This window comes from Streptosporangium sp. NPDC001681, from assembly GCF_040298085.1.
GTDB lineage: Bacteria > Actinomycetota > Actinomycetes > Streptosporangiales > Streptosporangiaceae > Streptosporangium.
In genome coordinates, this window is the sequence record NZ_JBEOZN010000210.1 from 1 (window position 1) to 10971 (window position 10971).

General features: G+C 69.4%; 11 protein-coding genes and 1 pseudogene. 6 read left to right on the forward strand and 6 right to left on the reverse strand.

The features are described 5' to 3' along the window. Window positions 1–37: 37 nt before the first annotated feature. Entirely contained in the window at window positions 38–1678 is a 1641-nt protein-coding gene (locus ABT130_RS45415) for a DUF885 domain-containing protein (protein ID WP_350919871.1), read from the reverse strand. Window positions 1679–2059: 381 nt separating this feature from the next. On the opposite strand from ABT130_RS45415, the gene ABT130_RS45420 reads away from it, so the two are divergent. The 5 genes from ABT130_RS45420 to ABT130_RS45440 all read left to right on the forward strand — a co-directional run bounded on the left by ABT130_RS45420 (window position 2060) and on the right by ABT130_RS45440 (window position 5186). Beyond that, window positions 2060–2884, forward strand: coding sequence for a helix-turn-helix domain-containing protein (locus ABT130_RS45420; protein WP_350966169.1), 825 nt, complete (start codon window positions 2060–2062; stop codon window positions 2882–2884). Continuing rightward, window positions 2875–3114, forward strand: coding sequence for a DUF397 domain-containing protein (locus ABT130_RS45425; protein ID WP_350919859.1), 240 nt, complete (start codon window positions 2875–2877; stop codon window positions 3112–3114). Before ABT130_RS45420 ends, ABT130_RS45425 begins: the two co-directional genes overlap by 10 nt. A gap of 307 nt (window positions 3115–3421) precedes the next feature. Further along, window positions 3422–3784: an ArsC/Spx/MgsR family protein gene (locus ABT130_RS45430; RefSeq protein WP_030908576.1), complete on the forward strand. Its 363-nt coding sequence runs from the start codon at window positions 3422–3424 to the stop codon at window positions 3782–3784. A 218-nt stretch (window positions 3785–4002) separates the two neighbouring features. Further along, window positions 4003–4566, forward strand: a complete 564-nt coding sequence (locus ABT130_RS45435) for an RNA polymerase sigma factor (protein WP_350919853.1) — start codon at window positions 4003–4005, stop codon at window positions 4564–4566. A 2-nt stretch (window positions 4567–4568) separates the two neighbouring features. Beyond that, on the forward strand, window positions 4569–5186 hold the full coding sequence (locus ABT130_RS45440) for a hypothetical protein (RefSeq protein ID WP_350919850.1): 618 nt from the start codon (window positions 4569–4571) through the stop codon (window positions 5184–5186). 29 nt (window positions 5187–5215) lie between these two features. Here ABT130_RS45440 and ABT130_RS45445 read toward each other — a convergent pair whose 3' ends face one another. The 3 genes from ABT130_RS45445 to ABT130_RS45455 all read right to left on the reverse strand — a co-directional run bounded on the left by ABT130_RS45445 (window position 5216) and on the right by ABT130_RS45455 (window position 8448). Continuing rightward, entirely contained in the window at window positions 5216–6031 is an 816-nt protein-coding gene (locus tag ABT130_RS45445) for a nickel/cobalt transporter (RefSeq protein ID WP_350966170.1), read from the reverse strand. Then, window positions 6028–6693: a hypothetical protein gene (locus ABT130_RS45450; RefSeq protein WP_350966171.1), complete on the reverse strand. Its 666-nt coding sequence runs from the start codon at window positions 6691–6693 to the stop codon at window positions 6028–6030. The genes ABT130_RS45445 and ABT130_RS45450 overlap by 4 nt, the downstream gene beginning before the upstream one ends. A gap of 78 nt (window positions 6694–6771) precedes the next feature. Continuing rightward, complete coding sequence (locus tag ABT130_RS45455; RefSeq protein WP_350966172.1) at window positions 6772–8448, reverse strand: purple acid phosphatase family protein; 1677 nt, start codon at window positions 8446–8448, stop codon at window positions 6772–6774. Between the two features lie 347 nt (window positions 8449–8795). Here ABT130_RS45455 and ABT130_RS45460 point away from each other — a divergent pair, with 347 nt between their 5' ends. Then, a complete protein-coding gene (locus ABT130_RS45460; RefSeq protein ID WP_350919838.1) occupies window positions 8796–9320 on the forward strand; it encodes a hypothetical protein in 525 nt (174 codons plus the stop codon). An 11-nt stretch (window positions 9321–9331) separates the two neighbouring features. Here ABT130_RS45460 and ABT130_RS45465 read toward each other — a convergent pair whose 3' ends face one another. Further along, entirely contained in the window at window positions 9332–10576 is a 1245-nt protein-coding gene (locus tag ABT130_RS45465) for a four-carbon acid sugar kinase family protein (RefSeq protein WP_350966173.1), read from the reverse strand. Beyond that, window positions 10573–10971: pseudogene (locus ABT130_RS45470) on the reverse strand (hypothetical protein); the annotation flags it as partial. The gene ABT130_RS45465 and the pseudogene ABT130_RS45470, both read right to left, overlap by 4 nt.

Genomic DNA, 10971 nt, shown 5'->3' on the forward strand with positions numbered 1-10971 from the left:
GCCGTCGGCGACATCACCTGAGGTGAGCGGCCGAAGATCAGCCGATCCGGCGCAGGGCGTCGGCCAGGCTGGACAGGCCGACCGGTCCGAGCTCCAGTGCGGCGGTGTGCCAGGCACGCAGGTCGAAGGCGTCGCCCTGGCGCAGCCTGGCCTCCTCACGGGCCTGCACCCAGGCCCGCTCGCCCAGCTTGTAGGCGATGGCCTGGGCGGGCCAGCCGAAGTAGCGCACCACCTCGGCCTCGACCCGGTGCGGCTCGCAACGGCCCCGGTCGCGCAGCACCTCGCAGGCCTTCTCGAAGGTCCACTTCGAGCCGTCGGGGAGCGGCAGGTCCAGGTGGACGCCCAGGTCGATGACCACCCGGGCGGCACGCAGCGCCGACCAGTTGAGCATGCCCAGCCGGGTACCGGGGTCGGTGAACCAGCCCAGCTCGTCGGCCAGCCGCTCGGCGTACAGGCCCCAGCCCTCACCGTGGCCGTCCACCCAGGAGACCTTGGCGAACCTGGACAGGCCGTCCCCGGCCATCCGCATCGCGCCGAACTGCAGGTGATGGCCGGGAACGCCCTCGTGGAAGATCGTGGTCAGCTCGCTCCAGGTGGCGAAGCGCGTCCGCCCGCCGACCGGCCACAGCGTGCGGCCGGGCCGCGACAGGTCCTCGCTGGGCGAGTTGTAGGAGGCCGCGCCGGAGGTGGAGCTCACGTCGACCTCGGCCACGATCCGCCGCAGCGGCTCGGGGATGTCGAAGTGGGTGCCGTTCAGCTGCTCGATAGCCCAGTCGTGGCGTTCCTGCAGCCACGCCTGGTACTCCTCCAGGGAGTCGACGGCCTGGGTCTCGTTGAGGATCTCGGTGGCCTCCTCGATGGTCGCGCCCGGCTTGATCCGCTCGACCTCGGCGGCCATCTCGGTCCCGATGCGCTCCAGCTCGGCCCAGCCCCACTCGTACGCCTCGCGCAGGTCGATGTCGGAGCCCAGGCTGATCCTGGCCGCGACCGCGTAGCGCTCGGGTCCCACCGCGTCGGCCTCGTCCGCCCTCGGAGCGTACTCCTCGCGCAGGTAGCGCCCGGCGTCGGCGTACGCGGCGTGGGCCGCCGCCGCCGCGCTGAGCAGCTCCTCCTTGACCGGACCCTCGCCGTAGGTGGCGACGAAGGCGTCGTGCGCCGGGGGAGTCCCGCCCGCGCCGGCGAACTGGTCGGCCTGGTCGGCCATGGCCAGTGCCTGCCTGCGAGCGCCCCGCAGGCCCGAGGCCAGGCCGACCTCCAGGCTCTCCCGCCATCCGGCGAGCATCGTGGGGATCGCCGCCAGGCGGGCGGCGACGTCGCGCCACTCGTCGTCGTTGCCGTGCGGGAGGAGGACGACGCTGGAGCGCACCCGGTAGGGCAGCCCGTACGGCGCCGCCACCCAGCGGAGCGGCTCACCCATGTCGTGCCAGCCGAGCTCGGCCTCCAGCCGCTCCCGCAGGTGGGCGGCCGCCCGGACGTCCGACTCCCCGGTCGGGACCAGCTCGTCGAGACGCTTGAGGGTCGTACGGATCAGCTCGGCCCGGGCGGCGCTTCCGGCGGGGCTGTGGTCGGTGGCGGCGACGAAGTCGGACACGATGCCCTCGGCACCTGCCGCGATCGGGTCGAGGGCCGCCCAGCGGGTGACGTACTCATCGCAAAGCGCAAAGATCGGAGTGCTCATGTCCGAAAAGTAGGACCGCCCAACATCCATGCCTTATCGGTTGGCTATCGAGCCCGCGTGACCGGCCTGGTGACGTGCTGTGCGAGCACCTGAGGACGCGGCGAGGACGGGTTCGGAGCGGACCCGCTGGATGGGCGGTCCTGAACTCTCGTCGCGCTTTTTGTCATGCGCGGTGCCGAAGTTTTCCGTGGGGCCGGATTCCGCTTTGGCCTCGTGCGATACCCAATTATCCCCAGCACGAATAGCGAGGGGCTGATGAGTGGTGATACTCGGTCGGCTCCTCGTGCGTCTTGGGAATCTCTTCTTGTTCTCTGAATTCGTATGGCCAGCATGCCGAGGAATGGCTACGCTTGGTAGTCGAATGGTTACCAGATTCGATGGTTGGGGTTCGCGTTGTTGTCGTTGAACTCCGGCGAGGAGGGCATCGTGGTCAACCTCTACACGCCTCAGGCGATATGGGGCAGGGAGTTGAAGCACTACCGGAAGGCGGCGGGCCTCACCCAGGGGCAGCTGGCCGAGATAATCCACTTCAGCGAGTCCCTGATCAGCGGCGTCGAGACCGGCCTGCTCCCGGCCAGCCCGGAATTCGCCGACGCCTGCGACACGGCCCTCAACACTGGCGGCGCCCTCCGCCGCCTCCTTGACTGGAGGAAGGGGCAGCAGATTCCTTCGTGGTTCGGAAAATGGCGAGACAAGGAGCAGGAGGCAATCGCGCTGCGTGCTTACGAACCCCTGGTGTTCCCGGGCCTGCTCCAAACGGAGGGCTATGCTCGCGTGCTGCTGCGCGATGATGAGGCGGCTGTGGAGGCCCGCCTGGATCGCCAGGCCATCCTCGTTCGCGAAGACCCTCAGCCGCCGACATTCCGATGCGTGATCAACGAGGCGGTTCTCTACCGTCCGATCGGTGGTCCCAAGGTGATGCGGGATCAGCTGGAGCATCTCGTGTCGGCGATAACCCACCGGCTGAGCATTCAGGTGGTTCCGCACGGAATGCACTCGGGCTTGATGGGTGGGTTCGCAATCGCCACGCTGGATGGAGGAAACGACATACTGTATGCGGAGACGGCCGTACGAGGTCTCACCACGAATGACCAGGAAGACGTCGCCGTAGCCGTGGAGCGTTTCGAGGCTCTTCGGAGCGAAGCGTTGCCACTGAGTATGTCTATCGATCTCATTCAGAAGGCGGTAGCGGAAAGATGGACCTGAGTAGCGCCAAGTGGTTCAAATCAAGTTTTTCCGGGGACAACGGCGGAAACTGCGTTGAGGTCGCGGAACTCAAGGACATCGCCGACGGCCCTGATCACAAGGCCGAGCACGCTGCCCTGATCGCCGTACGCGATTCCAAGGACCCCGACGGCCCGAAGCTCTTCTTCACCCCCGCCGAGTGGGACGCCTTCGTCAACGGCGTGAAGGCCAGCGAGTTCGACCTCGGCTGAGAGGTCCCCTCCCGGCCGCCTGGACATTCCCTCCTGGCGGCCGGTTGCCTCCCGGAGACGATCCGCGAGGTCAGACGGGTCTCGTACATGCCTGTCACACGTCGCGTTCCAGGTCCGGGCAGGTCACTCGTGCTTGTCCGCGTTCTGGGCGGCGAGTACTTCGATGGTGGTCGTCAGGCCATGCTGCGGCGGAGGTCGCAGCCAGAGAAAGCCTCACACCCGCGTACCCGGTCCGAGGTATCGCTCCACTACGTTTTCCGCGATGGGTTCCTCTTTTCGCCCGCTGTCCGAGCGCAAAGGAAGACGTATGGAAATCTGGATCAACCCCGACTGTTCCAAGTGCCGCTCCGCGCTGTCCGTCCTGGATGCGGAGAAGGCCGAGTACACGGTCCGCCGCTACCTGGAGGACCCGCCCGACGAGCGGGAGCTTCGCGAAGTGCTGACCAGGCTCGGCCTCGAACCCTGGGACATCACCCGGACGGGTGAGAGCGCGGCCACCGAGCTAGGCCTGGCCGACTGGCCCCGTACCCCCGAGAGCCGTGACCGCTGGATCCGGGCGCTCGCCGACCGCCCGATCCTCATCCAGCGCCCCATCATCACCGCTGATGACGGGCCGGCCGTCGTCGCCCGAACCGAGGAGGCCGTCCGTTCGCTGCTTCCACCCCGGTAGGCGCCGGCGGCAGGCCGGTGCGATCGAACACCTCCGGTGACTCAGGGAAGTACGGCCGGGGCGGCATGCCGCCGATGAGCGTGCGCGGACTGGGCGTAGGGCGCGGTCACGCGGGGCGACAGGCCGGGTCGTCAATGGCGTGATGGTCTTCGGGTGAAGCATTTCGGCCTGGCGCGGTAAGTACAGGTGACCGCATACGCCAAGAAAGGCCGACATGCATGACAATCACCCGCGAAGTCATCGAGGCCGATGACGCGACCCTCATCGAGAGGTCGCTGAACGAGCCGGAGGTCTTCGCCGTCCTGTTCGACCGGCATGCGCCGCTCCTGCACCGCTACGTGACCAGGCGCCTGGGACCCGGCGAGGCGGAGGACGTCGTGGCCGACACCTTTCTGGCCGCCTTCCAACGTCGGGGCGATTACGACAGGGGCCGCCCCGACGCCCGCCCGTGGCTGTACGGCATCGCCTCCAACGTGATCGGCAAGCGGCGGCGTACCGAGACGAGCCTCTACCGCGCGTACATCCGCAGCGGCGTGCACCCGGCGGAGATACCAGGCACGCAGGTCGAGGACGGGATCAACACCCTGGCCGTCAACCGACCGCTGGCGCGGGCCCTGCTGGGGCTCAAACGGGCCGATCGCGACGTGCTGCTGCTCGTCGCCTGGGCCGAACTGAGCTACCAGGAGGTCGCCGATGCGCTCGCCATCCCGCTGGGCACCGTCGCTTCGCGACTCAATCGGGCCCGTACCCAGATCCGCCGAACCCTGGAACAAGGAGAATGACGATGGACGCACTGAAAACCATGTGGGAGACCGTTCCGCCGGCCACCCCAGAGGATCTCGCCGGAGCGAGGCGGCGGCTGCTGAACGGGATGCACACCCGGCGGCGCGTCGTCACCGCCCCCCGGCTGCTGGTCGCGGCCGGTGTCGCGGCGGCGGCCACCATCACACCGCTGATCATCGGAACCGGGACCTCCGCGTACGCGGTGACCAAGAGCCCCGACGGCACGATCACGGTGACCGTCAACGAACTGCGCGACCCCACGGGGCTGCAGGCCGATCTGGGCGCGGCCGGCATCAAGGCCGACGTGACGTTCCTGGCCCCGGGCACGCGGTGCACGGACGGTCGATTCGCCAGCGTGGACCCGGCCTACGGCGGGCCGCCCGTCACCGGACCGGACGAGTTGCGTTCGCTCATGAACGAGTTGCGTTCGCCCAAGGTCACCCGGCCGATCTCCATACGGGAGTTCCGGATCTCCCCGAAGTACATCGAGCCGGACGAGACGCTTGTGCTGGAGTTCCGCGACAACCATGACGCACGCGTGCCCTGGCGACTCGGCGCCTGGCTGGCCCAGGCGGGCACGTCCGTGAAGCCGTGCACACCCATCGAGGACGCCGGCTGAGGGGCCGGATGAGGCTCCCCGGCCGGAGGTCAGCCGGTCAAGGTGCCTACCGCCGCGACGAGGTAGAGGCCGCCGGCGGAGGAGACCGCGAGGCCGGCGGCGGCCGGGGCCCAGGCCATCACCGCGGAGGCCCGTGACCACCTGTGGGTTCCGTGGGCCAGCAGGGTGTAGCCCCGGATCGTCACGACGCCCACGCCGGTCAGGGTGAGGGCCATCCCCACGCCGAAGGCGGCGACGAGCGCGACGGCGTCGAAGGCCCGGCCGGTGAGCAGCCCGCTCATCAGGACGACGAACGCCGACGGGGAGGGCAGCAGGCCGCCGGAGAGGGCGAGTGCGACGAGGCCCCGGCGCGACCAGGGATCCGGCCCGTCCTCGACCTGATGCCCGTGCCCGTGGCCGTGCCCATGCCCATGCCCGTGGCCATGTCCATGTCCATGTCCATGTCCATGTCCATGTCCATGCTGCGCCTGGCGCCGGCGTCCTCGGAGGTGGCGGTAGGTCAGGTGGATGCCGACGCAGATGGTGACCAGTCCGGCCAGCACCTGCATCCAGGCGGTGACACTCTCCGTGCCGAAACTCGCGGCGCTGCTGAGTCCCACCCAGGCGAACGCCAGCACCAGCACCGAGAAGGTGTGCATCAACGCGACGATGACTCCCAGGCGCAGCGCGTCGCGGTAGTTGCCCCGGGTACCGACCAGGTAGGCCGCGGTGACGCTCTTGCCGTGGCCGGGGGCGACCGCGTGCATCGCTCCGGCGACGAGGGCGACGGCGAGGACCGCCCAGAAGACGCCCCTGTTGTCGAAGAGCGAGATGAACCGGCTCTCGAAGCCGCTGAGCTCCGTCATGATCGCGTACCCGTCGTACTCACCCTGCGCCGGGTGCGCAGCATGACGAACGCGCCCGAGCCGGCCAGCAGCACGGCGGCGCCGACGGCGACGCTCGTCGTCTGCCAGGACATGCCGTTCCCCGCCGTGCCGGAGAAGCGCAGACGCTGGGTGCTGACCGCCTCGGTGAAGAGCGTCTGCTTGGGGGTGGCGGGCGTGTCCGCGATGAGCATCGTCCGGTAGGCCGTGTTGAGATCGGTCAGGGCGGCGACCGTCACCTCCACCTCGGTCACCGGGCTCTGGCAGTCGAAGACGAACCGGGCGCCGTCGACGAGCAGCGCCCGGAGTTCCTCCAGCCGGCTCTCGCACGGCCGGCCGGCCTGGGCGACCGTGATCCTCTCCAGCAGGTAGTCACGGAGGGCCGTTGAGCGCTCCAGCTTCTGCTCACCGGTCAGCTCCGTCGAGACGGTGCCGGTGGACGGGTCCTCGAACGCGCCGAGCGACTGGCCGAGCGCGACCCAGTCGTCCTCGGCCGGGAGCCACGAGATGGTCACGTGCGAGCCGTCGACCCCGATCCGTGCGGTGGACGGCGGTCCGAAGGGGTGGGCGGCGGCTGGGGTGGCCCAGCCGGCCAGGGCGCCGACGAGCAGCGCGCCCGCCAGCGTACGGGCATGGATTTTCAATGCGTTTCCTGTCCGACAAGGCTCCGGCACGTCCGGAGGACGGGGCCGCCGTGACGGCGGCCCCGTCCCCTGGCGGGTTTACTTCTCGTCGACCGTGATGGCCGGGCTGGTGATCTTCTGGTTGGCGCTGTCCAGGTAGACCACGTAGGTCTCGCCCTTCTTCAGGTTGCTCGGCACCCTGAAGGTGTAGGTCAGACGGCCCAGCTCATCGGCCTCCTGCGTGCCGATCGAGATGTTGTCGTTCCCCTTTCCAGGGTTGCCGTCGCCCGCCTTCTTCACGAAGACGGACACCCGCTCGGCCGGGTCGTAGCCGTACGCGGAGATCGTGAGCTCGCCGCGGTGCTCGACGGCGGTCTTGTCGACGGTGACCTGCTCACCGACGGTGTTCTCCGCGGTACGGACCTCGTTGACGGTGCGCTCGCCCTTGTTGTTCTTCCGGACGACGAAGCCGTCGTGGTGCTCGCCGTTGGCGTACCGGGCCTCGAACGTGATCTTGTCGGCCTCGATGTCGATCAGCTGGTAGAGCTGGGTGTTCTGGCTCTTGCTGACGACCTCGGCGCCGTTTCCGGTCCAGTTCTCGCCGTTGTTGAGGGCGTACATCTTGCCGCCGGAGACGGACACGACGTAGGCGACACCGTTGTTGACCGTGACCGACTTGCGGGCGGTCGCCACGTTGCCGCGGCCGTAGGAGTGGTCGTGGCCCTGGAGGACCAGGTCCACGCCGTACTTCTCGAACAGCGGGCCCCACTGGCCGCGTACGGCGGGGTTGTTGCGGGTGCCGGTGGTGGAGTAGACGGGGTGGTGGAAGGTCACCACGGTCCACTTGTTCGGGTTGTCCTTGAGCAGCCCCTCCAGCCAGGTGGTCTGCGCGGCCATCAGGGTGGTGTTGCTCTGCACGTTGGAGTCCAGGCCGATGAAGCGCACGCCCTGGTAGTCGACGGTGTAGGCGGTCTGCTTCAGCTCCGGGTTACCCGGTCCGTTGTCCGGATAGGGGAACTGCGGGCGCCAGAAGGTGGACAGGCCGCCGCTGTACTCGTGGTTGCCGGGGATCGAGAGGTTGTTGACCTGGCTGTCGATGAAACCCGCGGCCTTGTACCACTGACCCCACTGCTCCTCGCTGTTCGCGGAGTCGATGAGGTCACCGGCGTTGACGATCATCTTGGCCTGCGGGCGCTCGGCGAACGCCTGGCGGAAGACGCGCGGCACCGCGGAGTCGATGTAGTTCTGCGCGTCGCCGTAGTAGATGAACGAGAACGGCTGGAGGTCGGCCGCCGCGGTGGTGAAGTCGCTCCACTCCGCCCAGTTGGTGCCGTCGCCGACCCGGTAGCTGTAGCGGGTGTTCGGCTTCAGGCCGGTGAACTCGACGGTGTGGTAGATGGAGGCGTACCCCAGCGTGGTGTTGACCGGGGTGGTGCTGATCGCCTTGACGTTGGTGACCGCGCCCGCGGGCGGTACGACCCCGCCGAGCGCGCGCGGGGCCTCGAGGATCTCGGCCTGCGCGGACCCGGCGTCGGTCACGGCCCGCCAGGTGACCTTCTGGCTGGCCGACGGCGTGGTGGTCGGGGTGAGGATGACCCGGTCGGGCATGGGGGAGGGCTTGTGGATATCGGCGGCGGGGTACTTCGGCGGCGCGGCCGCGCCGAACGCCACCGGGCTGAACGCGAGGCCGCTGGCGATCAGCACGCCCGCGCTCACCGCCGTCAGCCTGGTACGCCGGGATCCGGCGGATCGGGGCAGTTGGGCTTTGCCCATCATGAACTCTTCTCCAAGGAGGGATCACATTCCACCGAGGGAGTGCGGTGGACGTCGGTATTGATCCAGAAAAGAAGGACAAAAGCCCATATAGGGCATTACGCCCGGATGAACACCTCATCTCTGGTATCTCTGGCCCCAATCGCACCATTGATGTCGCCGGAAGGCCGTGCGCCCGACATCTTCCGTTGCCCTCGCGTTCGGTGGCGCGCGCCTAACATCGTGCGAGCGGGCTCGGGTGGAAAGGGAACACGTACGCCTGCTTCGCGACCTGCGCCACATGGCACGCGGTTTCGCTGAGGGTTCCTCCTCCCGGACCGAGGCCGAGGCCGCCGAACGGGAGGTATTTGATGACGGGCCCCCGGCAGGCCGGTGACCGGCGGTCCGCCCGCCGCTGGACGCTGCTTCCCGGCTTCGTGCTGCTCGGCGCGCTCTTCCTGCCGCCGTCCACGTCGGGGACGACGGGCCCGGCGGGGCCGACGGTCAAGGACGAGACCTTCATCACCGCGGAGACCGGCGGGCTCCTGCACATCGAGGCGGGGGAGTGTTTCACCGACCCGGCCTACTCCCCGGAGGCGGCCGAGGTCGTCGTGCTCTACACACCCTGCAAGGAGCAGGCGGCCAACCAGTCGTACGGCTTCGTGCACGCCCCCGACGGTGAATGGGATCCGGCCGCGCTGACCACGTTCGCCCGGGAGAGCTGCCGGCGAGGGTTCGACAGCAACTGGAGCGGTGAGTCGGCCTCGAGACTGGATTTCTACCCGGTCATGCCGACCCGGGAGACCTGGGCCGACGGCGACCGCGACGTGATGTGCGTGGTCTACAGCCCCGAAGGCCCGATGAACGGCTCGGCGCTCCCCCTGGCGGGGTGGTGATCGCGGGCCGTCTATATCGCCTCGACGGCCTCCACCAGGACGTCCGGGCCGCCCACGTTGCCCGGCACGACCACGCAGGTCGCGGCGGCCGCGTCGGTGTCCAGGTCCCAGACGGACACTCCCGGCAGCACCTGGCCCCGCACGGTGGCGGCGGCGGCCCGCAGTCCGGTGGCCGTCACCTCGGCCGAGGTGATGCCCCCCTTGGAGACCACCACGCGGGCGGTGTCCGACAGCTCGCGGACCGCCGTCATGAGTGCGGTCATCACCGCCTCACCGTGCGCGAGGGTGTTGTGGCCTTCGTGGCGCACCCGCTCCGAGCCGATCACCGCGATGCCCTCCCCGGTCAGCGCCCTCCTCGCGTCCGCGACGATGGCGTGACCGGCCGCCGTGCCGTTCCGCAGCGCCGCCTCGGTGCTGATCGTCAGCGCGGTGACGCCACGGCGCCGCTCCAGTTCCGCGAGCTGAGCGGTCGCCCCCGAGGTGTGCGAACCGCAGACCACCAGGACGGGGCCGCGACCGCCGTTCAGCGGCCGCGGCAGCAGACCCCGGCTGACCGCGCCGGCGCACCGGGCGGCCAGCGGCGCCGCGGAACGGACGACCACGGGCAGGCCCCGCTCCCGCGCCGCCAGCAGGCCCCGGTGGACCAGATCGACGTCCTCGTCGGTCTCGGCGTCCGGCGCCACCACGGTGCGGCCGGGTGCGGCGAGCAGGGCCGCGGCCACGGCCTCGCCCCGGGAGGAGCGGACCTCCTCGAGCGGCACCGGGAACGCCTCCCTGGCACCGATCTCCCGCACGTACCCGACCAGGTCGCCGTGCCGGAAGGAGAAGACCGGGTCGTTGGCGTACTCCGTCAGGTGGGCGGGGGTCGGCACCCCGCCGACCAGGACATGGTGCACCCCGCCGACCGTGGTCCGGCCCCCGTCGGGGAAGGCCGGCAGGAAGAGGATCGGGCTGTCGTCGGTGGTGAACACGTCCGTCTCGGCGAAGACGTGTCCGCGCAGCGTCGAGTCCCCGCGCAGCACGACCTGGATCTCGGTGCCCAGCTCGGCCGAGGCCGCGTCGACCTCGCCGCGGATCCGCCGGCACAGTGCCACCGCCGCGGCCTCGTCGATCGCCCGCGAGTTCGTCTGCAGGTAGACCGAGTCCACCGCGCGCAACGTCTCGGTGAGACGGGCGGCGTCCCAGCGCAGCAGCACCCGGACCCCACTGGCCGACTGGGTGCCGGTGGGGTCGTCATCGAGCACGACGGTCTTCATCGGATACCTCCAGTGTGGAGACCCCCTTCTTCAGGCGGGGGAGGAAACGCGGCACCGCGCCGCGTTTCTGGGTGGGTGGTGTAGCCGTAGCCGTCGGCTCGTTGGAGCAGGCGGATGTGGCGGTGGCCGATGCCCTGTACGGTGCTGTGTCGGGTGGTGATGTTGAAGTTGCCGGTGGTGCGGACCGCGACCCGCCCGGTGTGGACTCCGGCCTTCTTGCCGGTCGGGATGGTCGCGCGGACCAGATCGCCGGTGGCGAACCCCTTGACGTGCTTGGTCCGGGGTAGCCGCAGCCGGGGAAAGCCGTAGCGGTCGGTGCGGGTGCGGGCGTAGGTGCCGCGCCCGGTCGCCTTGACCACCAGGACCGTCGAGGGCCAGGCGGTGACGCATTCCAG

Bases quoted from the DNA above. Each gene is read 5' to 3' on its own strand.
- ABT130_RS45425 (WP_350919859.1), top strand. From the start codon at position 2,875: ATGGACCTGAGTAGCGCCAAGTGGTTCAAATCAAGTTTTTCCGGGGAC.
- ABT130_RS45460 (WP_350919838.1), top strand. From the start codon at position 8,796: ATGACGGGCCCCCGGCAGGCCGGTGACCGGCGGTCCGCCCGCCGCTGG.
- ABT130_RS45430 (WP_030908576.1), top strand. From the start codon at position 3,422: ATGGAAATCTGGATCAACCCCGACTGTTCCAAGTGCCGCTCCGCGCTG.
- ABT130_RS45465 (WP_350966173.1), bottom strand. From the start codon at position 10,576: ATGAAGACCGTCGTGCTCGATGACGACCCCACCGGCACCCAGTCGGCC.
- ABT130_RS45455 (WP_350966172.1), bottom strand. From the start codon at position 8,448: ATGATGGGCAAAGCCCAACTGCCCCGATCCGCCGGATCCCGGCGTACC.
- ABT130_RS45435 (WP_350919853.1), top strand. From the start codon at position 4,003: ATGACAATCACCCGCGAAGTCATCGAGGCCGATGACGCGACCCTCATC.
- ABT130_RS45415 (WP_350919871.1), bottom strand. From the start codon at position 1,678: ATGAGCACTCCGATCTTTGCGCTTTGCGATGAGTACGTCACCCGCTGG.
- ABT130_RS45445 (WP_350966170.1), bottom strand. From the start codon at position 6,031: ATGACGGAGCTCAGCGGCTTCGAGAGCCGGTTCATCTCGCTCTTCGAC.
- ABT130_RS45440 (WP_350919850.1), top strand. From the start codon at position 4,569: ATGGACGCACTGAAAACCATGTGGGAGACCGTTCCGCCGGCCACCCCA.